26 protein-coding genes and 1 pseudogene are annotated in these 26,128 nt (G+C 72.0%); 16 read left to right on the top strand and 11 right to left on the bottom strand.

The features are described 5' to 3' along the window. Window positions 1-46 precede the first annotated feature (46 nt). The 5 genes from OHA89_RS08665 to OHA89_RS08645 form a co-directional block, all read right to left on the bottom strand. Window positions 47-634: a 3'-5' exoribonuclease domain-containing protein gene (locus OHA89_RS08665; protein ID WP_266613976.1), complete on the bottom strand. Its 588-nt coding sequence runs from the start codon at window positions 632-634 to the stop codon at window positions 47-49. A 93-nt stretch (window positions 635-727) separates the two neighbouring features. Beyond that, window positions 728-1,918, bottom strand: a complete 1,191-nt coding sequence (locus OHA89_RS08660; protein WP_266613974.1) for a GDSL-type esterase/lipase family protein — start codon at window positions 1,916-1,918, stop codon at window positions 728-730. 268 nt (window positions 1,919-2,186) lie between these two features. Then, on the bottom strand, window positions 2,187-3,806 hold the full coding sequence (gene aceB, locus OHA89_RS08655) for a malate synthase A (protein ID WP_266613972.1): 1,620 nt from the start codon (window positions 3,804-3,806) through the stop codon (window positions 2,187-2,189). Window positions 3,807-4,079: 273 nt separating this feature from the next. Then, complete coding sequence (locus tag OHA89_RS08650; RefSeq protein WP_266613970.1) at window positions 4,080-4,661, bottom strand: NTP transferase domain-containing protein; 582 nt, start codon at window positions 4,659-4,661, stop codon at window positions 4,080-4,082. Then, window positions 4,658-4,876 (bottom strand): hypothetical protein, encoded by a 219-nt coding sequence (locus tag OHA89_RS08645; protein WP_266613969.1) that lies wholly within the window; start codon window positions 4,874-4,876, stop codon window positions 4,658-4,660. Before OHA89_RS08645 ends, OHA89_RS08650 begins: the two co-directional genes overlap by 4 nt. An 88-nt stretch (window positions 4,877-4,964) precedes the next feature. On the opposite strand from OHA89_RS08645, the gene OHA89_RS08640 reads away from it, so the two are divergent. Next, entirely contained in the window at window positions 4,965-6,455 is a 1,491-nt protein-coding gene (locus OHA89_RS08640; protein ID WP_266613967.1) for a PLP-dependent aminotransferase family protein, read from the top strand. 22 nt (window positions 6,456-6,477) lie between these two features. On the opposite strand, the gene OHA89_RS08635 is transcribed toward OHA89_RS08640, so the two are convergent. Together OHA89_RS08635 and OHA89_RS08630 are read right to left on the bottom strand one after the other, a co-directional pair. Further along, complete coding sequence (locus OHA89_RS08635; protein ID WP_257553507.1) at window positions 6,478-7,107, bottom strand: response regulator transcription factor; 630 nt, start codon at window positions 7,105-7,107, stop codon at window positions 6,478-6,480. Continuing rightward, window positions 7,107-8,312: a sensor histidine kinase gene (locus OHA89_RS08630; protein WP_266613965.1), complete on the bottom strand. Its 1,206-nt coding sequence runs from the start codon at window positions 8,310-8,312 to the stop codon at window positions 7,107-7,109. The genes OHA89_RS08635 and OHA89_RS08630 overlap by 1 nt, the downstream gene beginning before the upstream one ends. A gap of 134 nt (window positions 8,313-8,446) precedes the next feature. On the opposite strand from OHA89_RS08630, the gene OHA89_RS08625 reads away from it, so the two are divergent. Beyond that, a complete protein-coding gene (locus OHA89_RS08625) occupies window positions 8,447-9,532 on the top strand; it encodes an ABC transporter permease (RefSeq protein ID WP_266613964.1) in 1,086 nt (361 codons plus the stop codon). After that, window positions 9,529-10,221 carry an ABC transporter ATP-binding protein gene (locus tag OHA89_RS08620; protein ID WP_266613962.1) on the top strand — a complete coding sequence of 231 codons (693 nt, stop codon included), beginning with the start codon at window positions 9,529-9,531 and terminating at the stop codon, window positions 10,219-10,221. The genes OHA89_RS08625 and OHA89_RS08620 overlap by 4 nt, the downstream gene beginning before the upstream one ends. A gap of 89 nt (window positions 10,222-10,310) precedes the next feature. On the opposite strand, the gene OHA89_RS08615 is transcribed toward OHA89_RS08620, so the two are convergent. Next, window positions 10,311-11,114 carry an IclR family transcriptional regulator gene (locus OHA89_RS08615; protein ID WP_215145709.1) on the bottom strand — a complete coding sequence of 268 codons (804 nt, stop codon included), beginning with the start codon at window positions 11,112-11,114 and terminating at the stop codon, window positions 10,311-10,313. A 335-nt stretch (window positions 11,115-11,449) separates the two neighbouring features. On the opposite strand from OHA89_RS08615, the gene allB reads away from it, so the two are divergent. Next, the gene (gene allB, locus OHA89_RS08610) at window positions 11,450-12,784 is read left to right on the top strand and encodes an allantoinase AllB (protein WP_257559283.1); all 1,335 of its coding nucleotides are present in this window, start codon (window positions 11,450-11,452) and stop codon (window positions 12,782-12,784) included. Between the two features lie 2 nt (window positions 12,785-12,786). Beyond that, on the top strand, window positions 12,787-13,920 hold the full coding sequence (gene alc, locus OHA89_RS08605; RefSeq protein WP_406365813.1) for an allantoicase: 1,134 nt from the start codon (window positions 12,787-12,789) through the stop codon (window positions 13,918-13,920). A gap of 75 nt (window positions 13,921-13,995) precedes the next feature. Here the strand turns inward: alc and OHA89_RS08600 are convergent. Continuing rightward, a pseudogene (locus tag OHA89_RS08600) lies at window positions 13,996-14,565 on the bottom strand (SDR family oxidoreductase); the annotation flags it as partial. A 150-nt stretch (window positions 14,566-14,715) separates the two neighbouring features. Between OHA89_RS08600 and OHA89_RS08595 the strand changes: the two are divergent. After that, a complete protein-coding gene (locus tag OHA89_RS08595; RefSeq protein ID WP_266613958.1) occupies window positions 14,716-15,336 on the top strand; it encodes a dihydrofolate reductase family protein in 621 nt (206 codons plus the stop codon). A gap of 168 nt (window positions 15,337-15,504) precedes the next feature. Here the strand turns inward: OHA89_RS08595 and OHA89_RS08590 are convergent, their stop codons facing one another. Beyond that, complete coding sequence (locus tag OHA89_RS08590) at window positions 15,505-15,873, bottom strand: hypothetical protein (protein WP_215145704.1); 369 nt, start codon at window positions 15,871-15,873, stop codon at window positions 15,505-15,507. Window positions 15,874-16,006: 133 nt separating this feature from the next. On the opposite strand from OHA89_RS08590, the gene OHA89_RS08585 reads away from it, so the two are divergent. Then, entirely contained in the window at window positions 16,007-16,936 is a 930-nt protein-coding gene (locus OHA89_RS08585; RefSeq protein WP_406365812.1) for a DMT family transporter, read from the top strand. A gap of 53 nt (window positions 16,937-16,989) precedes the next feature. Continuing rightward, the gene (locus OHA89_RS08580; RefSeq protein ID WP_406365811.1) at window positions 16,990-18,183 is read left to right on the top strand and encodes a cytochrome P450; all 1,194 of its coding nucleotides are present in this window, start codon (window positions 16,990-16,992) and stop codon (window positions 18,181-18,183) included. A 20-nt stretch (window positions 18,184-18,203) separates the two neighbouring features. Here the strand turns inward: OHA89_RS08580 and OHA89_RS08575 are convergent, their stop codons facing one another. Continuing rightward, on the bottom strand, window positions 18,204-19,208 hold the full coding sequence (locus OHA89_RS08575) for a Gfo/Idh/MocA family oxidoreductase (protein WP_266613953.1): 1,005 nt from the start codon (window positions 19,206-19,208) through the stop codon (window positions 18,204-18,206). 181 nt (window positions 19,209-19,389) lie between these two features. Between OHA89_RS08575 and OHA89_RS08570 the strand changes: the two genes are divergently transcribed. The 8 genes from OHA89_RS08570 to OHA89_RS08535 all read left to right on the top strand — a co-directional run bounded on the left by OHA89_RS08570 (window position 19,390) and on the right by OHA89_RS08535 (window position 26,055). Next, on the top strand, window positions 19,390-20,370 hold the full coding sequence (locus OHA89_RS08570; RefSeq protein ID WP_257553496.1) for a substrate-binding domain-containing protein: 981 nt from the start codon (window positions 19,390-19,392) through the stop codon (window positions 20,368-20,370). Next, a complete protein-coding gene (locus OHA89_RS08565; protein WP_257553495.1) occupies window positions 20,367-21,410 on the top strand; it encodes an ABC transporter permease in 1,044 nt (347 codons plus the stop codon). Before OHA89_RS08570 ends, OHA89_RS08565 begins: the two co-directional genes overlap by 4 nt. Then, window positions 21,380-22,276, top strand: coding sequence for an ATP-binding cassette domain-containing protein (locus tag OHA89_RS08560; protein ID WP_215145695.1), 897 nt, complete (start codon window positions 21,380-21,382; stop codon window positions 22,274-22,276). The genes OHA89_RS08565 and OHA89_RS08560 overlap by 31 nt, the downstream gene beginning before the upstream one ends. Beyond that, a complete protein-coding gene (locus OHA89_RS08555) occupies window positions 22,273-23,451 on the top strand; it encodes an ROK family glucokinase (RefSeq protein WP_266613950.1) in 1,179 nt (392 codons plus the stop codon). The genes OHA89_RS08560 and OHA89_RS08555 overlap by 4 nt, the downstream gene beginning before the upstream one ends. Next, window positions 23,448-24,038 (top strand): hypothetical protein, encoded by a 591-nt coding sequence (locus OHA89_RS08550; RefSeq protein ID WP_257553493.1) that lies wholly within the window; start codon window positions 23,448-23,450, stop codon window positions 24,036-24,038. The genes OHA89_RS08555 and OHA89_RS08550 overlap by 4 nt, the downstream gene beginning before the upstream one ends. A gap of 28 nt (window positions 24,039-24,066) precedes the next feature. Next, window positions 24,067-24,699, top strand: coding sequence for an MBL fold metallo-hydrolase (locus tag OHA89_RS08545; RefSeq protein WP_257553492.1), 633 nt, complete (start codon window positions 24,067-24,069; stop codon window positions 24,697-24,699). A 30-nt stretch (window positions 24,700-24,729) separates the two neighbouring features. Continuing rightward, a complete protein-coding gene (locus OHA89_RS08540; protein ID WP_215145687.1) occupies window positions 24,730-25,515 on the top strand; it encodes an exodeoxyribonuclease III in 786 nt (261 codons plus the stop codon). 99 nt (window positions 25,516-25,614) lie between these two features. Further along, window positions 25,615-26,055, top strand: coding sequence for a DUF6278 family protein (locus OHA89_RS08535; protein ID WP_257553490.1), 441 nt, complete (start codon window positions 25,615-25,617; stop codon window positions 26,053-26,055). Window positions 26,056-26,128: the final 73 nt, after the last annotated feature.

Genomic DNA, 26,128 nt, shown 5'->3' with positions numbered 1-26,128 from the left:
GCACGCCACCCACTGCGGGTGTGGCGTGCGCACCGCCGTACGCGCGTCAGGGCTGCCAGAGCATGAGGTTGCTCATCAGCTCGGCCTGCTCGATCGCGTCGTCCAGCGCGTGGTGCGTGTGCCGCCGCCGCGACAGCAGCCCGCTCGGCATCCGGCCCTTGACGGCGGCCCGTAGCGGTACCCGCGCCTTCGTCGCGTAGAGGGTCTTCATGTCCAGGCATCCGGAGTGGCCGAACGGGCTGTCGCCGCCGAAGCGCATGAGGTACCAGTACAGGAAGGTCCAGTCGAAGGAGGCCGGGTAGCCGCACATCACGGGCTGCGCGCCGGCCGAGACCTCCCGCACCCAGGCGCGGAACTCCGCCATCGCCGTGTCCGGACCGGCGCCCTCGCGGACCAGCCGGTCCCGGTCGAGCCCGCTGACGGCGAGCGCCTCGGGTACGAACTCCTCGCTGATCGGCCGCAACTCCCGGTAGAAGGTGCGCTCTTCGGGGTCGGCGGCCGTATACGACCCGCCGTCCTGCCGCCCGGCGACGGCGGCTCCGAAGCTGATCATCGAGTACGGACCGGGAATGGGTCCGTCGGCCTCGATGTCGACGGAGATGTACAGACTGGGTCGTACGGTACGGGCTGCCATGCTCGGGAGCATGCCAGCCCGTACCGGCTCGATCATCCGTATTTTCCGCGGCCCGGCCCGGACCGGACCGGACCGGCCCGGACCGGACAGCGGCTACGGCGCGGGCGTCAGGTACATCCCGCTCTGGTCGGCCCCCGCGGTGTTCTTGCAGCTGAAGCCGGATGCGGCGGGCTGGGCCACGACCAGGGCCAGGCAGCGTCCCGCGGCCAGCTGGCCGAAGTGGTTCGGGTGCATGGACTCCTGGATCAGGCCCTGCGACTCGTTGTTGTCGATCCAGCGCGCCCATTCGCTCGTCGTCGCCGAGGCCGGGACCGTCGAGCTCACCTGCTTGCTCGCCTTGGCGCACACCTCGCGCCCCTGGAGCATGTCCCGCAGGTCCATGAACTGCACGCCCTTGGCGGCCGCGACGCCCTTGATGCGGTTCGCGATCTGCGGGACGAGCGAGTCCCGCGCCCAGTCCGAGTCCCGGTTCCAGAACGGGCAACCGCCGGTGTTGAGGCGGCTCCAGTCGCTCTGTGTGTACCGGTTCTCCGCACCGCGCGGGATCGGCGACGGATAGGACTGCAGCACGATCCGGTAGGAGGAGTCGGCGTACCCGGCCCCGCGCATCACGGCCCGGATCTCGTCCACGGACTTGCCGACCGCGCCCATCACGGCGTCGATCTTCTGGTCCACGCCGTACTGCTGGTCGTCGTAGCAGTACGAGTTCCAGAGGATGAAGTCGTACGCGCAGTCCTTGATGATGTCGGCGAAGCCGAGGTCGTTCCCGCCGATGGACAGCGCGATGACCTTGACGTTGTGGCTCGCGGCCACCGCGGCGAGCTGATCGGCCTGCGGTGCCTCGCCCTTGAAGGCCACCCCGCCGTTGGAGGCGCGGTACACGTTCTCGGAGGTGGCCCCGGAACAGGCCAGGTTGACCGCCACGTCAGCGATCGCCCCGGCGCTGCGCACCTCGGCGGAGTCGGAGCGGTGGCAGCCGCCCGCGGTGGCCCCGTAGACCTTGCCGGGATCGTAGGTGCTGCCGCTGACCCAGCCCCGGTCGGTGCCGTTGCGGCTCCCGGTGTTGGTCAGGCTGTTGCCCTTCCAGCGCCCGGCCTCGCCGGAGATGTAGCTGTCGCCCATGGAGACCACGGCGGTGGGCCCGCTGCCGGGACTGGCGGCGGAGGTCCCGGCCCCGGCGGCCATCAGGGCGCCGACGGCGAGAGGCAGAACCATTCCGGCCCCGGCCAGCCGTCGCACACGACTGCCGGCCCGGTCCTTGCTGACGTTGCGGAATCCGATCACTGCGGAACTCCTGCGGTCGGCCATGCGGGAGCCGGGAACGGCTCCGTCGCATGGCTGGGGAAGTGGGGGTACCGCCGGCCGGTGGCATCGGAAAGGTGACACGCGCCCACTTGTTACCGCTAGGTACAGGCAAGTTACGAACAAGTAACAACCGACCGGTCGTTCGGCGCCGGCCCCTCGGAAACGGCTCCGCCCCCGTCGCCGTGAAGGCGACGGGGGCGGAGTCCGCTGGGTTCGACTGCTGTGCGTTTCAGTCGAATTCAGACGTTCAGCCGAGCAGCTGGTCGTATGCGGGGAGGGTGAGGAAGTCCGCGTAGTCCGCGTCCAGGGAGACCTGGAGCAGGAGGTCGTGGGCCTGCTGCCACTTCCCGGCCGCGAAGGCCTCCTCGCCGAGCTCGGTGCGCAGGGCGGCCAGTTCCTCCGCCGCGATGGTCCGGGTCAGCTCGGCCGTGGCCGTCTTGCCGTTCTCGAAGACCACCCCGGCGTTGATCCACTGCCAGATCTGCGAGCGCGAGATCTCGGCGGTGGCCGCGTCCTCCATCAGGCCGAAGATGCCGACGGCGCCGTGGCCGCGCAGCCAGGCCTCGATGTAGCGGATGCCGACCTGGACGGCGTTGCGCAGGCCGTCGTACGTGGGCTTCGCGTCCAGCGAGTCGATCGCGATGAGCTCGCCCGGGGCCACCGAGACGTCCTCGCGCAGGCGCTCCTTCTGGTTCGGCTTGTCGCCGAGCACGGCGTCGAAGGAGGCCATCGCGATGGGCACCAGGTCGGGGTGGGCGACCCAGGAGCCGTCGAAGCCGTCGCCGGCCTCGCGGTCCTTGTCGGCCTTGACCTTCTCGAAGGCGATCTTGTTGGCTTCGGCGTCCTTGCGGGACGGGATGAAGGCCGCCATGCCGCCGATGGCGTGCGCGCCGCGCTTGTGGCAGGTGCGGACCAGGAGTTCGGTGTACGCCCGCATGAACGGGGCGGTCATCGTCACCGCGTTGCGGTCCGGCAGGACGAACTTCTCGCCGCCGTCACGGAAGTTCTTCACGATCGAGAAGAGGTAGTCCCAGCGGCCCGCGTTCAGGCCGGCCGCGTGGTCGCGCAGCTCGTAGAGGATCTCCTCCATCTCGTACGCGGCGGTGATCGTCTCGATCAGGACCGTGGCGCGGACGGTGCCCTGCGGGATGCCGACGTAGTCCTGGGCGAAGACGAAGATCTCGTTCCAGAGGCGCGCCTCCAGGTGCGACTCCGTCTTCGGCAGGTAGAAGTACGGGCCCTTGCCGAGGTCGATCAGACGCTTCGCGTTGTGGAAGAAGTACAGGCCGAAGTCCACCAGCGAGCCGGAGGCCGGGCCGCCCTCGAACTGCAGGTGGCGCTCCTCCAGGTGCCAGCCGCGCGGGCGCATCACGACGGTGGCGAGCTGCTCGGCGGGCTTCAGCGCGTACGCCTTGCCGGTGCGGGCGTCGGTGAAGTCGATGCGGCGCTCATACGCGTCGATCAGGTTGAGCTGGCCAAGGACGACGTTCTCCCAGGTGGGAGCAGAGGCGTCCTCGAAGTCGGCGAGCCAGACCCTCGCGCCCGAGTTCAGGGCGTTGATGGTCATCTTGCGGTCCGTCGGACCGGTGATCTCCACACGGCGGTCGTTCAGCGCGGCCGGGGCCGGCGCCACCTTCCAGTCCCCCTCGCGGACCTGTGCGGTGTCCGGGAGGAAGTCGAGGGTGGAGGTCCGGGCGATCTCGGCACGGCGCTCGCCGCGGCGGGCGAGGAGCTCCGCCCGGCGGGGGGCGAACCGCCGGTGCAGCTCGGCCACGAAGGCCAGGGCCGCATCGGTGAGGACTTCGTCCTGCCGGGGCAGGGGCTCGGCGTCGACGATGGCCAGCGGGGACGGCGCTGGTGCGGACATATCTGTCACTCCTTCAGCGGCGGTGCCTGGCGGCCGCGGGGGAATGCTCGCGCGAGACGGCACGCAGTGCCGTCGGGTGTGGAGAGTTCCGGAGTACGGTCGCGGGCGCCGTCTGTGGTTCAGGGCGCTTCTGACCAGTGGATAGTAATTTCCTCATGGTGGAAGTTCAATGGTTTGTTGATGTCGAGATTCTCCGAGTCGACAGATTCCACTTCATGGTGGCCCTCAGTGCCACCGCCGTCACCCCCCGCTCAGGCCTCCCTCCAGGTGTTCTCAGGCCAGACGTGCCAGGTCGGGCGGGGTGTCGATGTCGTAGCCCTCGGCGATGTCCCCGCACTCCACCAGCACGAGCTCGTCGGCGTGCCGGGTCAGGTGCACCCGCGCGCCCTTGTCTCCGGTCGCCGTCGCGGCGATGTCCGCCCACCGGTCCGCGCCGAACAGCACCGGATGCCCGCGCTCCCCGTCGTACGCGGCGGCCACCAGGCTCGAAGGGGAGCGGTACGCCTCCCGCACCCGGGCCACGGCCGCCGGACCGATGCCCGGCTGGTCCACCAGGCAGACCAGGGCCGCGCGGGCGCCCGTACCGGCCAGGGAGGCGAGGCCGACCCGCAGGGAGGAGCCCATGCCCTCCGCCCAGTCGGGGTTGTCCAGCACCGCGCAGCCGGCCAGGTCCGCGCGCTCGCGGACCTCGGCCGCCGAGGCGCCGAGCACCACGTGCACCGGCCCGCAGCCCGCCTCGCGCAGCACCCGCACGGCGTTCTCGACCAGCGGGCGGCCGCGGTAGGGGAGCAGGGCCTTGGGCCGGCCGCCGAGGCGGCGCCCACCGCCCGCCGCCAGGAGCAGGCCCGCGATCACCGGTGCGGCGGAGGGGGAATCGGAGTGGGGACCGGCGTGAGGACCGGTGTGGGAATCGGCTGACATGCCACCGATTCTCGCTCCTGTACGGCAACCCGGGCGCGCCGCGTCAGGGAGCGCCGTACGGCGGCCAGCGCGGCCCCCATCCGCAGCGGCTCGGAGATGCGGTTCTCGGCGGCAGCCAGCAGGGCTCGTTCGTCACGGTCGGTCAGCATCACGCCGTCTCCTTGCCAATCGGGGGCCAATACGGCGAGTCTGGTCCTCGATTGGCCTGGCCGTCAGAGCCAATCAGGGGAGGTTGGCATGGCAAACGGGCGAGTGGTCCAGGCAGCGGACAGAACCATCGGCAGCCGTCAGCTCGCGGCCCTGCTCCCCGCCGAGGTGCTGGCCCGTCCCGGCTACCGGGCGCTCGCCGACGCCGTGCGGACGCTGATCCTCGACGGCCGCGTCGCCCTGCACGTACGCCTGCCCGCCGAGCGGGAGCTCGCCGAGGCGGTCGGCGCCAGCCGGGCCACCGTCACCGGCGCCTACGACCTGCTGCGCGAGAGCGGCTACGTCCGCAGCCGCCGCGGCTCCGGCACCTGGACCGAGCTCCCCGACGGGCACCTGCCCGTGGGCTCGCCCGTCCTCGTCGGCGGCGGCACCGGAGGCCGGCCCGACGGCGACCCCGGGATCGACCTCGCCATCGCCGCCATGGGCGCCCCGGAAGGCATCCTGGCCGAGGCCTTCGCCTGGGCCGCCCCGCGGCTGTCCCGGCTCGCCCGGAGCCCCGGCTACCACCCCTTCGGCCTGCCCGACCTGCGCGCGGCCGTCGCCGAGCGGTTCACCCGGCGCGGGCTGCCCACGCGCCCCGAGCAGATCCTGGTCACGGCCGGGGCCCAGCAGGCCTTCGCGCTGGTCGTCAGCCTGCTCTGCCGCCCCGGGGACCGGGTCGTCACCGAGAACCCGACCTACGCCAACGCCCTCGACGCCCTGCGCCACGCCCGGCTGCGCACCGGGTCCATCGCCGTCTCCGACGCGGGCTGGGACATGGAGATCGCCGAGTCCACGCTCCGGCAGACCGTGCCCAGGCTGGCGTACGCGATACCCGACTTCCACAACCCGACCGGCGCGCTGATGCCGCCGGAGCAGCGGCTGCGGCTGCTCGCGGCCACCCGGGCCACCGGGACCTGGCTGGTGGTCGACGAGACCATCGCCGACATCGCGCTGGACGTCCCCGCGCCCCCGCCGCTGGCCTCGCTCGCCCCGCGCGGCGGCGCGGACCACGTGATCACCATCGGCTCGCTCAGCAAGACGCACTGGGGCGGTCTGCGGGTGGGCTGGGTCCGGGCCACCGCGAAGATGATCACCGAGCTGACCTCCGTGCGGGTCTCGGCCGACATGACCGGCTCGGTGCTCGACCAGCTGGTCGCGCTCCCGCTGATGGAGAGCCTGGAACGGTCGCTGCCCGCGCGCATCGCGCAGCTGCGGATCCAGCGCGAGGCCCTGGTCCAGTCCCTCCAGCGGCACACCCCGGAATGGTCCTGGCAGCTCCCGCCGGGCGGGCTCTCGCTCTGGGTCGACCTCGGCGAGCCGGTCAGCTCCGCCCTGTCCGAACGGGCCGCGGCCGCCGGGGTGCACATCGGCCGCGGCGCCCGCTTCGGAGTGGACCCGGGCACCTTCGAGCACCGGCTCCGGATCCCGTACACGCTGCCCGCCGACCGCCTCGACGAGGGCGTCCGGCTGCTCGCGGAGGCCTTCCACGACGGGGTCCCGCTGTCCCCGGCGGTGGAACGGCCGTACTGGGTGGCGTAGTCGCCCGCCCTCTCCGGCGGAGCTACGGGGTGCGGATCAGGCGGCGGGTGGCGGCGGCCGCGACCGCCGAGGTGCGGGAGTCGACGCCGAGCTTCGCGTAGATGTGCACCAGGTGGGACTTGACCGTGGCCTGGCTGAGGAAGAGCCGCTTGGAGATCTGCTGGTTCGACAGGCCGTCCGCGACCAGTTGCAGCACCTCCAGCTCCCGCTTGGTCAGTGCCTCCGCCGGGGTCCGCATCCGGTCCATCAGGCGCAGCGCCACCGCCGGGGCCAGCGCGGACTGGCCCGCCGCGGCCGTCCGTACCGCCGCCGCCAGCTCCTCCGGCGGGGCGTCCTTCAGCAGATAGCCCGAGGCGCCCGCCTCCACCGCCGCCAGGATGTCCGCGTCCGTGTCGTACGTGGTCAGCACCAGCACCCGGGGCGCGTCCTGCCGGGCCGTGATCAGGGCCGTCGCCTCGGAACCGTGCATCCCGGGCCCGAACTGCAGGTCCATCAGGACCACGTCCACCTGCTCGGCGGCGGCCAGTTCCACCGCCCGTTCGGCGGTCGCGGCCTCGGCGACCACCGCGAAGTCCGGTTCGGTGTCCAGCACCGCGCGCAGTCCCGCCCGGACCACCGGGTGGTCGTCCGCGAGCAGCAGCCGGATGGTCATCAGGACGCCTCCAGGGGCAGCGGCAGGGTGACGGCCACGGCGGTGCCCTGGCCGGGTTCGGACTCCACGGTGAACAGCCCGCCCAGGGTCTCGGCGCGCGAGCGCATCGCGGGCAGCCCGAAGCCGCCGTCCCCGGAGGCCGCGGCGGCCGAGGAAGGGGCGAAGCCCTGCCCGTCGTCCACGATGTCCAGCGTCACCGAGGCGTCCATGAAGGTCAGGGTGATCTCGGCGCGCTTCGCCCGCGCGTGCCGCACCACATTGGCCAGCGCCGACTGCGCGATCCGCAGCAGGGCCACCTCGTACGGGGTCGGCAGCACCCGCGGGCTCCCGCTCAGCGAAAACCGCACCCGCGGCCAGGGCGCCCCCGTGCACAGCCGCTCCAGCGCGGCGGCCAGCGACCCGTGCTCCAGATCCGGCGGGGTGAGGGCCCGTACGAAACGGCGCGCCTCGGCGAGGTTCTCCTGGGCGGCCTCCCGGGCCTGCGCGATGTGCGGCAGGGCCGCCGAATCCCCCGGCAGCGTCCGTTCGGCGGCCCGCAGCAGCAGCTGGATGGAGGACAGCCCCTGGGCCAGGGTGTCGTGGATCTCCCGGGCGAGCCGCTCCCGTTCGGCGAGGATCCCGGCGCCCCGCTCGGCCGCGGCCAGTTCCGCCCTGGTCGTGATGAGCTCCTCGATCAGCTCGCGGCGGCGTTCGCTCTCGCGGTACAGCGCCTGGTAGCCCAGGACGGTCGCCACCGCCACGGCCCCGCCCAGCAGCGGCCCGAGGAACGCGCCCGGGGTCACCGCGCTGCTGTGCGCGAGGAAGCCGCCGATGGCCGCGCAGGCGGTCACCGCGACCGCCGCGACCCCCCAGCGCAGCCGCAGCAGGTGCAGCTCCAGGAAGTACAGCGGGAAGGCGATCCACAGCCCGTCGGGGGAGACCGCCAGCAGGGCGACCCAGGCCCCGCCGAGCGCGGCGAGCCACACCGCCCCGGCGCGCGGCGAGCGGTGCACCACGGGGGCCCGTACGCCGCCCGCGTACACGGCGGCCAGCACCGCGCAGGCGGCGACCACCCAGCCGGCCCGGGGCGCGGAGTCGGCCAGCGCCCGCCCGGCGGCCAGCGCGAGCAGCCCCAGCAGCAGGGCGTGCAGGCACAGCCGCAGCACCTTGGACACGGGCGTGAGGGCGCGGGAAACGGGGGAAACGGGGGGAACGGGAGCAGTCATCGCCGGACCAGCGTAAGTCGGGCCCGGCCACCCCCGGTCAATCGAAAGTTTGATGTCTCGGTGCGCCCTTCGATACCAGGATCGCTACCGTGGCGCGATGCCTTGTGTCCACGCGGAAGACCAAGGTGGGGGACATGTTCGTCGCATGGAGAGATCTACGGTTCGCGAAGGGCCGGTTCGCCCTCATGGGCTCGGTCGTCCTGCTGATCACGCTGCTGGTCGGCCTGTTGTCCGGACTCACCTCCGGCCTGGCCCGGGAGAACATCTCGGCCGTCACCGGGCTGCCCGCCACCCATCTGGCCTTCGCCGCGCCCACCGGTGAGCAGAAGGTGTCCTTCACCAGCTCCCAGGTGCCGGAGAAGGCCTGGCGGGCCTGGCGGGGGCAGCCCGGGGTGAGCGCGGCCGAGCCGCTCGGCATCCGCACCACCAACGCCTCCGCGGGCGAACGCACCGCCGCGGTGTCCGCCTTCGGCGTGGAGCCGGCCGGGGGGCTGGCTCCACGCGGCGCGGGCCTCGCCCAGGGCCAGGTGGTCCTCACCGAGAAGGCCGCGAAGGAGCTGGGCGGCCTCACCGCGGGAGCCAAACTGAAGATCGGCCCGCTCGAGCTGGCCGTGGCCGCGGTCTCCGGCACCGCCGCCTACAGCCACACCCCGGTCGTCTGGATGGACCTGAACGACTGGCAGCGCATCGGCAACCCCGGCACCTCCCTGGACACCCTGGCGACCGTCGTCGCCGTCTCCGGCGACGGCATCGACCTGACCGCCGCGGACGAGGCCGCCGGCACCAAGGCGCAGACCGTGGACGAGGCGCTGGGCGCCATAGGCTCGTACCAGGCCGAGAACGGCTCCCTCCAGCTGATGCGCGGCTTCCTCTTCGTCATCTCGGCCCTGGTGATAGGCGCCTTCTTCACGGTGTGGACCATCCAGCGCAGCGGGGACATCGCCGTCCTGAAGGCACTGGGTGCCTCCACCCCCTACCTCCTCAAGGACGCCCTCGGCCAGGCCGTGGTGATGCTCGCGATCGGCACCGGGCTGGGCACGGCGCTCGCCGCCGGCTTCGGCGCCCTGATCAGCGGCGGGAACGTGCCCTTCGTGCTCGACGCCGCCACCGTGCTCGTCCCGGCCGCCGTGATGATCGTGCTCGGCGCGCTGGGCGCGGCCCTGTCCATCCGGCGGATCACCGCCGTCGACCCGCTGACCGCCCTCGGGAGCGCCCGATGACCCTGATCGTCCACGACGTCACGCTCACCTACCCCGACGGGGACTCCCGGCTCACCGCGCTCGACGCGGTCGGCCTGGAGGTGCCCGCCGGCACCCTGACGGCGGTGATCGGACCTTCCGGTTCCGGCAAGTCCAGCCTGCTCGCGGTCGCCGCCACCCTGGTCACCCCGGACTCCGGCCGGGTGGTCGTCGCCGGCCGGGACACGGCGGGGATGAGCGCGGCCGAGAAGTCGGCCCTGCGCCGGGAGAAGATCGGCATCGTCTTCCAGCAGCCGAACCTGCTGGCCTCGCTGACCGCCGCCGAACAGCTCCAGGTCATGGCGCACCTCTCGGGCCGCCCCTCGCGGGCGCTGCGCCGGCGCGCGCTGGAGCTGCTGGACGCGGTGGGTCTGGCCGACAAGGCCGACAAGCGGCCCCACCAGCTCTCCGGCGGCCAGCGCCAGCGGATCAACATAGCCCGCGCCCTGATGAACGAGCCCGCCGTGCTGCTGGTCGACGAGCCGACCAGCGCCCTCGACCACGAGCGCGGCGCCGCCGTGCTCGACCTGCTGGTCACGCTGACCCGCGAGCGCTCCACGGCCACGGTGCTGGTCACCCACGACCACGCCCACCTGGAGCGGATGGACCGGACGGCGACGATGGCCGACGGCCGCCTCACGCAGAGCCAGGAACCGGTCCCGGCGCCCTGAGCCCCGGGACCGCGTACGAAAAGGCCCCGGCGCCCCTCGAAGCGAGGGGCGCCGGGGCCTTTTCGTACGACTGCCTGCCGGGACAGGGCCTAGGCGGGGCTCTGGTTGGACAGGGCGACCGACAGCTCGGCCGCGACACCCTGCAGGATCGGCACGAAGGACTCGGCCACGGCCTCGGTCACCCGGCCGGCCGGGCCGGAGATGGAGATCGCGGCGGCGGTCGGAGAGTTCGGCACCGACACGGCGAGGCAGCGGACCCCTATCTCCTGCTCGTTGTCGTCGACCGCGTAGCCCACCTTGCGGACCTGCTCCAGCGCCTCGAGGAAGCCCTCGGGCGTGGTGATGGTCTTCTCGGTCGCCGCCGGCATGCCGGTGCGCGCGAGCAGGGCCCGTACCTCCTCGGCGGGGGTGTGGGCGAGGAGCGCCTTGCCCACGCCGGTGGAGTGCGGGAGCACCCGGCGGCCGACCTCGGTGAACATGCGCATGGAGTGCTTGGACGGCACCTGGGCGACGTAGACGATCTCGTCCCCGTCGAGCAGGGCCATGTTCGCCGTCTCCCCGGTCTCCTCCACCAGGCGGGCGAGGTAGGGGCGGGCCCAGGTGCCCAGCAGCCGCGACGCGGACTCGCCGAGGCGGATCAGCCGGGGCCCGAGGGAGTAACGTCGGTTGGGCTGCTGGCGGACGTAGCCGCACGCCACGAGGGTGCGCATGAGACGGTGGATCGTCGGCAGCGGCAGTCCGCTGGCCGCGGAGAGCTCGCTGAGGCCGACCTCACCCCCGGCGTCGGCCATGCGTTCGAGCAGATCGAAGGCGCGCTCAAGGGACTGGACGCCACCGCTGGCGGCGGTGGGCTTGGCGGAAGCGTCGGTGGTGCTGGCGCTGGACGTCGGCACGGCGCGGTCCTTTCGGTGCTGGCAGGCAAGGAAGCAGCCTACCGGTCGGTCGGCTTCGGCCCTAGAGCAGGGGCGATGCCGTCCCCGCCGGTCAGAGGCGGTTTGTCCTGGTGGCGGACGTCCTCGGGAAGTTACCTCCCCGTCCCCGGTGGTGGTAGCTACATTCTGTATAGCGAAATCTTAATTCCATCCTGTGGAAACATCCAATTGCGATGCAGGCGTGTCAGTGGTCCGTCCGGGCGCTCTTGACTGGTCCCGGATCGCCGTGAAGACTCCGTCAACAGAACGTTGAATTTCGCTCTGTGGAAGTAGATGGGGAGGTTCCGGTGCCCGACGTGGTTGTGGAACTGGTACTGCGCTCGACGCGCGTCATCACCCCCGAGGGGACGCGCGCCGCTTCGGTGGCCGTCGCCGGCGGGAAGATCGCGGCCGTGCTGGCGTACGAGGCCGAGGTACCGGTCGGAGCCCGGCTGGAGGACTTCGGCGACGACGTCCTGCTCCCCGGTCTGGTCGACACCCACGTCCACGTGAACGACCCGGGCCGCACCGAGTGGGAAGGCTTCTGGACGGCGACCCGCGCCGCGGCGGCCGGTGGCATCACCACCATCCTCGACATGCCCCTGAACTCCCTGCCGCCGACCACCACGACCGACAACCTGCGCGTCAAGCAGGAGGTCGCCCGCGCCAAGGCGCACGTGGACGTCGGCTTCTGGGGCGGCGCCCTGCCGGACAACGTCAAGGACCTGCGCCCGCTGCACGACGCCGGCGTCTACGGCTTCAAGTGCTTCCTGTCGCCCTCGGGCGTGGAGGAGTTCCCCGAGCTCGACCAGGAGCAGCTCGCCGCCTCCCTCGCCGAGATCACCGGCTTCGGCGGCCTGATGATCGTGCACGCCGAGGACCCGCACCACCTGGAGTCGGCCCCGGTCGTCCCCGGCCCGAAGTACTCCGACTTCCTCGCCTCGCGCCCGCGCGACGCCGAGAACACCGCGATCGAGAACCTGATCGCCCAGGCGAAGCGGCTGAACGCCCGCGTCCACGTGCTGCACCTGTCCTCCTCCGACGCGCTGCCGCTGATCGCCGCCGCCAAGGCCGAGGGCGTCAAGATCACCGTCGAGTCCTGCCCGCACTACCTCACCCTCACCGCCGAGGAAGTGCCGGACGGCGCCAGCGAGTTCAAGTGCTGCCCGCCCATCCGCGAGTCCGCCAACCAGGACCTCCTGTGGGACGCGCTCGCCGACGGCACCATCGACTGCATCGTCTCCGACCACTCGCCCTCCACGGTGGACCTGAAGACGAGCGACTTCGCCTCCGCGTGGGGCGGCATCTCCTCCCTCCAGCTGGGCCTGCCCGCCATCTGGACCGAGGCGCGCCGTCGCGGCCACTCCCTCGAGGACGTCGTCCGCTGGATGTCCGCCGCCCCGGCCGCCCTCGCCGGCCTGGCGCAGAAGGGCGCGATCGAGGTGGGCCGCGACGCCGACTTCGCCGTCGTGGCCCCGGAAGAAACGTTCCTTGTGGACCCGGCCGAACTGCACCACCGCAACAGGATCACGGCGTACGCGGGCAAGACCCTGCACGGCGTCGTGAAGTCCACCTGGCTGCGCGGTACGCAGATCGCCGACCACGGCACCCCGACCGAGCCCACGGGCCTCCTCCTCGAAAGGCAGAACTGACAGTGGCACAGCGTTCAACTGGACTGGCTTCTTTCACCGGCAACGCGAACCCGTACGGAGGCGGCGACCCGTACGCGGACTACCGCACCGCGGACTTCCCGTTCACCCAGTACGCGAACCTCGCCGCCCGTGAGCTGGGCGCCGGTGTCATCGCCGCCAACGACGAGTTCTTCGCCCAGCGCGAGAACCTGCTGATCGCCGAGGCCGCGCACTTCGACCCCGAGCACTTCGGCCACAAGGGCAAGATCATGGACGGCTGGGAGACCCGCCGCCGCCGCGGCGTCTCGGCCACCCAGCCCTGGCCCACCGCCGAGGACCACGACTGGGCGCTCGTACGCCTGGGCGCCCCCGGGGTCATCCGCGGCATCGTCGTCGACACCGCCCACTTCCGCGGCAACATGCCGCAGGCCGTCTCCATCGAGGGCACCAACTGGGACGGCGCCCTCGCACCGACCCCGGAGGAGCTCCTCGCCGACGACGTGAAGTGGACCGTGCTCGTCCCGCGCACCCCGGTCGGCGGCCACGCGGCCAACGGCTTCGAGGTGAACGCCGAGCAGCGCTTCACGCACCTGCGCGTCAACCAGCACCCGGACGGCGGCATCGCCCGCCTGCGCGTGTACGGCGAGGTCGTCCCGGACCCGAAGTGGCTCGCCACGCTCGGCACCTTCGACGTCGTCGCGCTCGAGAACGGCGGCTCGGTGCAGGACGCGTCCAACCGCTTCTACTCCCCGCCGACCAACACCATCAACCCGGGCCGCTCCCGCAAGATGGACGACGGCTGGGAGACCGCCCGCCGCCGTGACGACGGCAACGACTGGATCCGCTACCAGCTGGTCGCCGAGTCCGAGATCCGCGCCGTCGAGATCGACACCGCCTACCTCAAGGGCAACTCGGCCGGCTGGGCCTCGCTGTCCGTCAAGACGGGTGAGGAGGGCGAGTGGGCGGAGTTCCTGCCGCGCACCCGCCTGCAGCCCGACACCAACCACCGCTTCGTGCTGGACGCCCCGGCGGTCGGCACGCACGTCCGGATCGACATCTTCCCGGACGGCGGCTTCTCGCGCCTGCGCCTGCACGGCTCCCTGACGGAGGCCGGCGCCGCCGCGCACGCCGCCCGCCACCAGGAACTGGGCGCCTGACGCCACCCAGCCGTGAACGCCCCGGGGGCCGACACCCCCGGGGCGTTCCGCTGTCCGGCCAGGCCCCGTCCGGACCTACGCGGCGTAGCCGCCGTCGACGGCGAACTCCGCGCCCGTGACGTAGGCGGCCCCTTCCCCGGCCAGGAAGGACACCATGGCCGCCACCTCCCGCGCGGTGCCGAAACGGCCCAGGGCCGTCGCCGCCGCCTGCGGGTCCGCGCGGGGCCCGTCGGCCGGGTTCATGTCGGTGTCGACCGGCCCGGGGTGCACGAGGTTCGCGGTGATGCCGCGCCCGCCGAGCTCCCGGGACAGCGCCTTCGTCAGCCCGGTCAGCGCCGACTTGCTCATCGCGTACAGCGTGCCGCCCGGACCTGGGACCCGCTGGGCCATGCAGCTGCCGATGGTGATGATCCGGCCGCCGGAGCCCATCCGCCCGGCCGCCGACCGGGCCGCCAGGAACGCGCCCCGGACATTGACCGCGAGCACCCGGTCCACGTCGTCCAGGGTCAGTTCGTCGAGGGGTCCGAGTACGCCCACCCCCGCGTTGTTGACCAGGACGTCGATCCGCCCGAAGGCCCGTACGGTCTCGTCCACCGCGGTCGCCGCCCCGGCCGCGGCGCCCGCGTCGGCCCGTACGGCCATCGCGAAGTGGTTGCGGCTTCAATGAAATGGGAGTCCGGTACCGGGCGCTGGCGGGAATCGGACGTGGCGTTCCTCGCGCGCCGCACCGATGAGTTCGCGGCGGCCCGGGAGTCTGAATCCGCGTAAGGACGATCGAGCAAGGAGCGCGGAGCCATGGGCAAGCTGACCCTCACCACCTTTCTGACCCTCGACGGCGTGATGCAGGCGCCCGGCGGACCCGAGGAGGACACCAGCGGCGGATTCGAGTACGGCGGCTGGGTGGTGCCGTACGCCGACGAGGGCATGGGGGAGTTCGTCGCCGATGTCTTCGGCCGGGCCGGGGCGTTCCTGCTCGGGCGCAAGACGTACGAGATCTTCGCCGGGTACTGGCCGCAGCACGACGACCCCGCCGACCCCGTCGCGGGCGGCCTGAACAGGCTGCCGAAGTACGTGGCCTCGACCACCCTCAAGGAACCGGCCTGGGGCCCGGCCACCGTGCTCGACGGGGAGCACCTGCAGAGCGAGATCGTCCGCGTCAAGGACGCGCTGGACGGGGAGCTCCAGGTGCACGGCAGCGGTCAGCTCGCGCAGTGGCTGCTGGCGCGGGACCTCGTGGACGAGCTGAACCTGCAGGTCTTCCCGGTGTTCCTGGGCGCCGGGCGGAAGCTGTTCTCGACCGGCGGGCTGCCGACGGCCTTCGAGCTGACGGGCTCCCGTACGACGTCCAGCGGCATCGCCATCCACACCTACCGGCAGAAGGGACGCGCCACCTTCGGCACGTTCCTGGACAGCTGAGGGACGTCTAGGGGGTGTCTTGCCGATCAGGCCGGGCTCGCGGCGTCTGGCACCGCGCCTCGCCGCGTTGTCGTCAGTCGCCGACGCTCCGCGCCGACTCCCTCCTCCGCCTTGCGATCCACGGCACCAGACGCCGCTCCCTGATCCGGCCTGATCGACAAGACCCCCCTATCGAGGGTCCAGCGCCAGCTGGACCACGCGGCCCTCGCGCAGTACGAGCAGGTCCGGGGACTCGTGCTCGTAGTGGCGGATCCGGCCGACCGGGCCCGGCGGACGGACGTGCGGTGCGAGGAGCAGCAGGAGGTCCTCGAGGTCCGGGAGCTGCTCCGCGTGGATCTCCTGGCGGGCGGTCAGGGCCCAGCCGCCGCGGTCGTCCGGCCCGAAATCGCCGACGAGCATGCCCCCGACGCGCCACGCCGGGCCCCGGGTCCCGAGGAGTCCGTCCGGCGCCAACTGGCGCCGGAGCTCCGCGACCACGGCGTCCGGGGTGGTTTCGACCAGGTCGAAGGCCAGGTCCAGGGCGTAGAGATCAGCCATGCCCCCGATGCTACGGGGCCGGTCGGGTCAGTCCGCAAATGGGTCGACCCGCATGATCGGCTCCGGTACGGTGGCCCCGCATCGTGAGAGCCGCCGAAGTCTCCACCCGCTTCCCGCCATCGGAGACACCCTGGTGACAGCGCTCTCGCCCGCCCTCGAAGCCCCCCGCAACGCACCCCGCCGCGCCGCCTGGCTCGCCGACCTGCCCGTGCTGGCCGTCGCCGTCTTCTGGGGCGGCAGCTACCTCGCCGCCAAGGGCATCACCACCACGCAGACCGTGATCGGCGTACTCGTGCTGCGCTTCGGGCTGGTCCTGCCCGTGCTGGCCGTCACCGGGTGGCGGCGGCTGCGGGCGCTGACCCCCGCCCAGCTGCGCGGCGCCGGGCTGCTGGGACTCGTGCTCGGCGGGATCTTCCTCCTGGAGACCTACGGGGTCGTCCACACCTCCGCCACCAATGCGGGGCTGATCATCAGCCTGACCATGATCTTCACGCCGCTCGCCGAGGCCGCCGTCCGCCGGACCCGCCCCGCGGCCGGCTTCCTCGGTGCCGCCGCCGTCTCCGTCGCCGGTGTCGTACTCCTCACCCAGGGCGCCGGGTTCACCGCGCCCAGCTCCGGTGACCTGCTGATCCTCGGCGCCGCCCTCGCCCGCACCGCGCATGTCATGTTCATGGCCCGGATCAAGGCCGTCCAGGACGCCGACTCGCTGTCCCTGACCACGGTGCAACTGGGCAGTGCCGTCCTCGTCTTCGCCGTACTCGCCGTCCTGCCCGGCACCGGGGACAGCCCCTGGGCCGCCGCGGCGGATTTCGGCCCCGCCGAGTGGGCCGGGCTCGCCTTCCTCTCCGTCTTCTGCACCCTCTTCGCCTTCTTCGTGCAGATGTGGGCCGTACGCCGTACCTCGCCCTCCCGCGTCAGCCTGCTCCTCGGCACCGAGCCCCTCTGGGCGGCCGCCGCCGGCATCGCGATCGGCGGCGAACACCTCGGTGCGGCCGGTTTCGCCGGCGCCGCGCTGGTGCTGGCCGGTACGGCGTGGGGACGCCGCGCGGCCAACTCCGCCTGACTGTCCGGAAAGCGCCAGGTCCAGCACTGAACCGGCGTCGTAATGTAGGCCGCATGCCACAACCGGACATCAGCGCGAACGACGCGGACTTCCACGTCGACCCGTACTCCTTCTACGCCCGCCTGCGCGCGGCGGGTCCGGTGCACCAAGTCGAGGTCTCGGCCCCCGAGTACGCACCCGCCCTGCTCGTCGTCGGCTACGAAGAGGCCCGCCTGGCGCTCAAGCACCCCGGCCTGTCGAAGGACTGGAACAGCAGCGGAGTCCTGCCGGGCGTGGCGGCCACCGTGGCCAACAGCAACATGCTGGAGACCGACCCGCCGCAGCACACCCGGCTGCGCCGCCTCGTCGCCCGCGAGTTCACCTCCCGCCGCGTGCACGCCATGCGGCCCCGCGTCCAGCAGATCACCGACGAACTGCTCGACGCGATGGCCGCCCGCCCGCAGCGCACCGCCGACCTGATCAAGGCCCTCGCGTTTCCGCTGCCCATGACCGTCATCGGTGAACTCCTCGGCGTGCCCGAACTGGACCAAGAGCGCTTCAGCTACTGGTCCAAGGAGGTCCTCGCGCCCACCTCCCTCGCCCCGAGCACCACCGCGCACCAGAAGCTCGGCGACTATCTCTCGGAGCTCGTCGAGGCCAAGGCCAAGGCCCCCGGCGAGGACCTGCTCAGCGCCCTCATCCAGACCAGGGACGAGGACGGCGACGCGCTGTCCTCCAAAGAGCTGATCGGGATGGCCTTCCTGCTGCTGATCGCCGGCCACGAGACCACGGTCAACCTCATATCCAACGGCACGCGCGCGCTGCTGGCTCACCCGGACCAGCTGGCCGCCCTGCGCGCCGACTACGACGGCCTGCTCGACGGGGCGGTCGAGGAGATGCTCCGCTACGAGGGCCCGGTGCAGAACACCACCTACCGCTACGCCCGCGAGGACATGGAGCTCGGCGGCACCGCCATACCGGCCGGAGCCACCGTCCTCGTCTCGCTGGCCGGCGCCGACCGCGACCCCGGGCGGTACCAGAGCCCCGACACCTTCGACATCCGGCGCGCCCCCCAGGGCCACCTCGCCTTCGGGCACGGACTGCACTTCTGCATCGGCGCCCCGCTCGCCCGGATGGAGGGCCGCATCGCGATCCGCGGCCTGCTGGAGCGCTTCCCGGACCTGGCCGAGGACCCGGCCGGGGGGCCGCCGACCTGGATCGGGGGCAGCCTGATCCGGGGCGTGACCCGGCTGCCGGTGCGCTGGTAGCCGCCCCGATGGCCACCCGCTCACAGATCCGGGAGCTCCTCCAGCCGGACCCGGCGCCGTTCGCGGCGCGAGAGCTCGCACGCCTCCGCGACCCGGAACGCGGCGAGCGCCTCCCCGCCGTCGCACGGGTTGGGGCCCTCGCCGCGGACCAGGCGTACGAAGGCCGCCAGCTCCGCCTCGTACGCGGGGGCGAACCGCTCCAGGAACCCCGTCCACGGTTTGCTCGCCGGGGGCGGGCCCTGCGGCTCGGTCGAGGCGATCGGCGTACGGTCGTCCAGCCCGGCGGAAACCTGGTCCAGCTCCCCGGCCAGCTCCATGCGCACGTCGTACCCGGCGCCGTTGCACCGCGTACCGGTCGCCGTGACCAGCGTCCCGTCGTCCAGGGTGAGCACGGCCGCGGCGGTGTCGATGTCACCCGTCTCCCGGAACCGCGCCGGACCCGCGTCCGAGCCGGCCGCGTACACCTCGGTCACCTCCTGCCCGGTGACCCAGCGGACCATGTCGAAGTCGTGCACCAGGCAGTCCCGGTACAGCCCGCCGGAGGTCGCCAGGTACGCCGCGGGCGGCGGAGCCGGATCGGCCGTCATCGTCCGTACGGTGTGCAGCCGGCCCAGGGCGCCCGAGCGGACCAGCTCCCGGGCCGTGCGGTAGCCCGCGTCGAAGCGGCGCATGAACCCCACCTGGAGCACGCCGCCGCCGGCCTCCACCTCGCGCAGCACGGCCAGGGTCCGGGCCAGGTCGGGGGCCAGCGGCTTCTCGCAGAACACCGGCAGCCCGCCGCGCACCGCCCGTACGACCAGCTCGGCGTGCCCTTCGGTCGCGCAGGCCACGACCACCGCGTCGACGCCCCAGGTGAAGACCTGCTCCACGGAGGGCGCGGCGGTGGCCCCCAGCCGGTCGGCCAGGCGCGCCGCCCGCGCGGGTTCGGCGTCGGCGAGCAGGAGCGAGCCCGCGTCCGCCTGGCGGGCCAGCGCCGCCGCGTGGAAGGAGCCGATCCGGCCCGTCCCGATGAGCCCGATGCGCATGCACTCAACCTGACCCCGTCCGGGGGACCTGTCAATCTGCCCGCGCATGCCCCGATGGCCCTTCATGGTCCACTGTGGCGGATACTGGACGGCTGGAACCGGAATGACCGAATGATGACGGACGAGACGGACGAGGGAAAGGCACGGCGACGTGGCTAGGGTTCGGACAGGGGTACGCGTCGTGGGCGCCGTGCTCGCGGCGGTACTGGGAGCCTCGCTCGCGGGCTGCAGCAGCACGGGCGGCAAGCGCGCCGAGGAGCGGGCGAAGGCCGCCGAGGCGGGCCGGCCGGCCGTCTCCACCCCGCGCTGGACCTTCGCGATGGTCACGCACGCGGGCGACGGCGACACCTTCTGGGACATCGTCCAGAAGGGCGCCAAGGAGGCAGCGGCGAAGGACAACATCAACTTCGTCTACGCCCACGACGACCAGGCGCAGCAGCAGGCACAATTCGTGCAGAACGCCATCGACCAGAAGGTCGACGGGATCATCGTGAGCCTCGCCAAGCCGGAGGCCCTCAAGGACGTCATCGCCAAGGCCGTCAAGGCCGGCATCCCGGTGGTCACGGTCAATTCCGGCTCCGCCCAGTCCGCCGAGTACGGGGCGCTCACCCACATCGGCCAGGACGAGCAGATCGCGGGCGAGGCGGTCGGCACCGAGCTGAGCAAGCGCGGCCGCAAGAAGGCCGTCTGCGTCCTGCACGAGCAGGGCAACGTGGGCCACGAGCAGCGCTGCGCCGGGGCCAAGAAGACCTTCTCCGGCTCCATGGAGAACCTGTACGTCGAGGGCACCAACATGCCCTCCGTCCAGGCCGCCATCCAGGCGAAGCTCCAGGCGGACCCGTCCGTCGACGCGATCCTCACCCTCGGCGCCCCCTTCGCCCCCACCGCGGTCAAGGCGAAGGACGCGGCCGCCAGCAAGGCCGAGGTGGACACCTTCGACCTGAACGAGTCCGTGGCCCGCGACCTGAAGTCCGGCGCCCTCGGCTTCGCCGTCGACCAGCAGCCCTACCTCCAGGGCTACGAGGCGATCGACCTGCTCTGGCTCTACCGCTACAACGCGGACACGCTCGGCGGCGGCCGCCCGGTGCTCACCGGACCGCAGATCGTCACCGGCGCCGAGGCCGCCGAGCTGGAGGAGTTCATCAAGCGGGGCAGCCGATGAGCGGGTCCGCGGGAGGGGCCGCCACCGTGGACGAACGGCTCGCCCCCACCTCGGTGGTCCGCAAGCTGCTGGGCCGCCCGGAGCTGGGCGCCGTGGTCGGCGCGGTCGCCGTCTTCGTCTTCTTCTCCTTCGCCGCCCCCAGCTTCCTGCAGGCCTCCAGCCTCAGCACGGTGCTGTACTCGGCCTCCACCATCGGGATCATGGCGGTTCCGGTGGCCATGCTGATGATCGGCGGCGAGTTCGACCTCTCCGCGGGTGTCATGGTCACGACCTCGGCGCTGGTGGCCTCGATGTTCAGCTACCAGATGACCGCCAACGTCTGGGTCGGCGTCCTGGTGTCGCTGCTGGTCACCCTGGCCATCGGCTTCTTCAACGGCTTCATGCTGACCCGTACCAAGCTGCCCAGCTTCATCATCACGCTCGGCACCTTCCTGATGCTGACCGGCCTGAACCTCGGCTTCACCAAGCTGATCAGCGGCTCGGTCTCCACCAAGAGCATCGCCGACATGGAGGGCTTCTCCTCCGCGCGCGCCCTCTTCGCCTCGCAGTGGAACATCGGCTCGGTCACCCTGAAGGTCACCATCCTGTGGTGGCTGGCCCTGGTCGCCGTGGCCACCTGGATCCTGCTGCGCACCCGCGCCGGGAACTGGATCTTCGCGGTGGGCGGCGGGGCCGACGCGGCCCGCGCCACCGGCGTCCCGGTCGTGAAGACCCGTATCGGCCTCTACATGGGCGTTGCCCTGTGCGCCTGGATCTCCGGCCAGCACATCCTCTTCTCGTTCGACGTGGTCCAGTCGGGCGAGGGCGTCGGCAACGAGTTCCTCTACATCATCGCGGCCGTCATCGGCGGCTGTCTGATGACCGGCGGCTACGGCTCCGCCATCGGCTCGGCGGTCGGCGCCTTCATCTTCGGCATGACCAGCAACGGCATCGTCTACGCCCAGTGGAACCCGGACTGGTTCAAGTTCTTCCTCGGCGCGATGCTGCTGCTCGCGACGCTGCTCAACGCATGGGTCCGCAAGCGGGCGGAGGCGAAGTGACCGTGACCGGAGCGACCGTGACCGAAGCCACCTCCCTGGTGAAGCTGACCGACGTCAGCAAGTACTACGGCAACATCCGCGCCCTCCAGGGGGTCTCCCTGGAGGTCTCGGCCGGCGAGATCACCTGCGTGCTGGGCGACAACGGCGCCGGCAAGTCCACCCTCATCAAGATCATCGCGGGCCTGCACCAGCACGACGCCGGATCCTTCGAGATCGAGGGCGAGGAAACCGTGCTCGCCAACCCCCGCGCGGCCCTCGACCACGGCATCGCCACCGTCTACCAGGACCTCGCCGTCGTCCCGCTGATGCCCGTCTGGCGGAACTTCTTCCTCGGCTCCGAGCCGACCAGGGGCCGCGGCCCCTTCCGCCGCCTCGACGTGGGGTTCATGCGCGAGACCACCCGCACCGAGCTGCTGCGCATGGGCATCGACCTGCGCGACGTCGACCAGCCCATCGGGACCCTGTCCGGCGGCGAGCGGCAGTGCGTGGCCATCGCCCGCGCCGTCTACTTCGGGGCGAAGGTCCTCGTCCTCGACGAGCCCACCGCCGCCCTCGGCGTCAAGCAGTCCGGCGTGGTCCTCAAGTACGTCGCCGCCGCCCGTGACGCCGGCCTCGGCGTGGTCCTGATCACCCACAACCCGCACCACGCCCACCTCGTGGGCGACCGGTTCGTGCTCCTCAAGCGCGGCACCATGGCGGGCAGCCACACGCGCGACTCGATCACTCTGGACGAGCTCACCCGCCAGATGGCGGGCGGCTCCGAGCTGGACGAACTGAGCCACGAACTGGAGCGAGTGGCAGAATCAGGTCCGGACACCGCATCCGGCTCCATTTCCGATGCCGACAGGGACGACACGACTCGATGAGCACGTACCGGGACTTCTCGCTCACCCACCGGGGGTCGGCGCGGGGCACCGTCCTGCGGACCATCGGGACCCGTGAGCGGCGGTCGCACCTGACCGCCCCGCGCGTCCCGACCGTCGGCATCGACATCGGCGGCACCAAGGTGATGGCCGGCGTCGTCGACGCCGACGGCATCATCCTGGAGAAGATCCGCGCGGAGACCCCGGACAAGTCCAAGAGCGCCAAGGTCGTCGAGGACACCATCGTCGAGCTGGTGCTGGACCTCTCCGACCGGCACGACGTGCACGCGGTCGGCATCGGGGCGGCCGGCTGGGTAGACGCCGACCGCTCCCGCGTCCTCTTCGCACCCCACCTGGCCTGGCGCGACGAGCCGCTGCGCGACGCACTCCAGTCCCGGCTCGCGGTCCCGGTCATGGTCGACAACGATGCCAACACCGCCGCCTGGGCGGAATGGCGCTTCGGAGCCGGGCGCGGCGAGGACCACCTCGTCATGATCACCCTCGGTACCGGCATCGGCGGGGCCATCCTCGAGGGCGGCCAGGTCAAGCGCGGCCGGTACGGGGTCGCCGGCGAGTTCGGCCACATGCAGGTCGTCCCCGGCGGGCACCGCTGCCCCTGCGGCAACCGCGGCTGCTGGGAGCAGTACAGCTCCGGAAACGCCCTGGTCCGCGAGGCCCGCGAGCTGGCCGCGGCCGACTCCCCGGTCGCGCACAACCTCATCGCCCGGGTCGGCGGCAACGTCCAGGAGATCACCGGGCCGCTCATCACCGAGCTGGCCCGCGAGGGTGACGCCATGTGCGTCGAGCTGCTCCAGGACATCGGCCAGTGGCTCGGCGTCGGCATCGCCAACCTGGCCGCCGCCCTCGATCCCTCCTGCTTCGTCATCGGCGGGGGCGTCAGCGCGGCCGACGACCTGCTGATCGGTCCCGCCCGCGAGGCCTTCCGCCGCCACCTCACCGGCCGCGGCTACCGGCCCGAGGCGCGGATCGCCAAGGCCCAGCTCGGCCCCGAGGCCGGTATGGTCGGTGCCGCCGACCTGGCCCGGCTCGTCGCCCGCCGCTTCCGGCGCGCCACACGCCGCCGGGTCGAGCGCTACGAGCGCTACGCGCAGCTCGGCCGGCGGGACAGCGCAGGCTCCACGGACGCCACGGACCCCAAGGACACAGGACAGCAGTGACCCCGCCCTCCCTGCCCCACCAGGCGTCCGCCCCCGACGAGGGCGGTGCGCCGAAGCCCACCGCCGAGGACCGCAGGCACGTCGTCAAGCGCCGCTGGATCACCGCGATCATCATCCTGCTGCTCGTCGGCGTACCCGCGGGCTACCTGGCCATCTCCACCCAGCAGAGCCGCGAGAGCGGCCGCGACAAGGCCGCCAAGATCGGCGCGACCAAGGTGCGTCCGGGCTGGCCCTCCCGGGTGCAGCGCAGCATCTACGAGGTCCCCATCCCGCCCAAGGCCTGGCGGGTCGGGTTCCTCGAGACCAACAACTGGCGCACGAGCCGGCTGTTCACGCAGATCGCGGTCACCCCCGCCGACCTGGACGCCTTCCTGGCCGACCTCGGCACCAGCCGGGACGCGCTGACCCCCGGGGTCTCGATCTCCCCGCACGACACCGAGGTCGCGGGCTGGCACTGGACCCCGGAGGCCACCTGGTACGGGACCACCCTGGAGCAGGCCGACCCGCGCCCCACCCGGGACGTCACGGTCGACCTCACGGACCCCGAGCACCCCAAGGTCTACGTCGTGTCCACGACGACCCCGTAATCGCGCTCCCCGGCACTAGCCTGGGATCATGAAGCTCATCAAGCGGCTGCACTCCTGCGTCCAGCTGGAGAAGGACGGGCACACGCTCGTCATCGACCCGGGCGCCTTCAGCGAACCGGACGCGGGCCTGGGGGCGGACGCCCTGCTGGTCACGCACGAGCACCCCGACCACTTCGACGAGGGCCGGCTGCGCGCCGCCCTCGACGCCAACCCCGCGGCCGCGCTCTGGACCCTGCGCAGCGTCGCCGGCCGGCTCGCCCCCGCCTACCCGGGCCGGGTGCACACCGTGGGCCACGGCGACACCTTCAGCGCCGCCGGGTTCGACGTCCAGGTGCACGGCGAGCTGCACGCCGTGATCCACCCCGACATCCCGCGGATCACCAACGTCGGCTACCTCGTGGACGGTTCGCTCTTCCACCCCGGGGACGCGCTGACCGTGCCCGAGGCCCCCGTGGACACCCTGATGGTCCCGGTCCACGCGCCCTGGAACAAGGTCGCCGAGGTGATCGACTACCTCCGCGAGGTCAAGCCGCGGCGGGCCATCGACATCCACGACGCCTACCTCTCCGACATCGCCCGGCCCATCTACGACATGGCCCTGGACACCCTGGGCGGCACCGATCACGGCCGACTCTCCGCAGGTGACGCCGCCGACCTGTGACTGTCGGTGCCGGGCGGTAGGTTGGGACGCATGCGTATCGCCACCTTCAACGTCAACTCCATCACCGCCCGGCTGCCGCGCCTGCTGGCCTGGCTGGAGAGCTCCGGCACGGATGTCCTGTGCGTCCAGGAGACCAAGTGCTCCGCGGAACAGTTCCCGCACGCGGAGCTGCGCGAACTCGGCTACGAGTCGGCCGTCAACGCCACCGGCCGGTGGAACGGCGTTGCCCTGGTCTCCAAGGTCGGCCTTGACGACGTGGTCACGGGCCTGCCCGGCGGGCCCGACTACGAGGGCGTCCAGGAGCCCCGCGCGATCTCCGCCACCTGTGGCGGAGTGCGCCTCTGGTCGGTGTACGTGCCCAACGGCCGCGAGGTCGAGCACGACCACTACGGCTACAAGCTGAACTGGTTCCGCTCGCTGACCGAGGCCGTCGCCGAGGACGCGGCCGGCCCCCGCCCCTTCGCGGTGCTCGGCGACTTCAACGTGGCCCCGACCGACGAGGACGTGTACGACCCGGCGGTCTTCGAGGGCCTCACCCACGTCACCCCCGCCGAGCGGGCCGCGCTGGAGGCGCTGCGGGCGGCCGGGCTCTCCGACGTGCTGCCGCGCCCCCTCAAGTACGACCGGCCTTACACGTACTGGGACTACCGCCAGCTCGCCTTCCCCAAGAACAGGGGCATGCGCATCGACCTGGTGTACGGGAACGAGCCCTTCGGCAAGGCCGTCACCGACGCCTACGTCGACCGCGAGGAGCGCAAGGGCAAGGGCGCGTCCGACCACGCGCCGGTCGTCGTCGACCTGGACCTCGACCGCTAGGGGTCGCCAGTGTCCTGGGGTCGCCAGGACCCGATCCGGGCCCGCGGATCCAGGCGCGCCCTGTGGCCAGCGGCGGATCCTGGTGCGACGCTGGGCGGTATGAACATCCCTTTCCTGGGCAACTGGCTGAACCGGCACGAAACGGAACGGACCGCGGGTCTTGCCGCGGCCCTCGCCGATGATCCCGAGGGCATCGCCGAGTTGTTCTCGGAGTGCGAGATGCTGCGCGTCCAGGCGAGGGCGGCCGGACTCGAACTCGACGAGAGCCGGGCCTCGTTGGAAGCGCTCGACCAGCTGATGCCGCGCTGGCGGCGGGATCCCGAGATCGTGCCGTGGCTCGGCAACGACGCGGGCTTCTACCTCGGGACCGTGATCATCCGCACGGTCCCGGGGGCGGCCTGGCAGGTGTGGCCCAACGGTCAGCCGGTGATCCGGCTGGCCTCGGGCCGCGAGCTGAACGTGATCGAGGCGGGGGTGTCCTGGGCGATGACCGGATCCCCCGAGCTCAGCCAGGCGTACGCCGAATCCTCCGAAGGCTGATCGATGTAGAGGTTTATGTGGCGTTTATGCCCCTTTAAGCGTGTCGAGGCGAAGTGCCCTTCCTGGGCTGGAT

The organism is Streptomyces sp. NBC_01546 (genome assembly GCF_045208355.1).
Taxonomy (GTDB): Bacteria; Actinomycetota; Actinomycetes; order Streptomycetales; family Streptomycetaceae; genus Streptomyces.
This window is presented reverse-complemented; position numbering and strand designations above follow the sequence as displayed.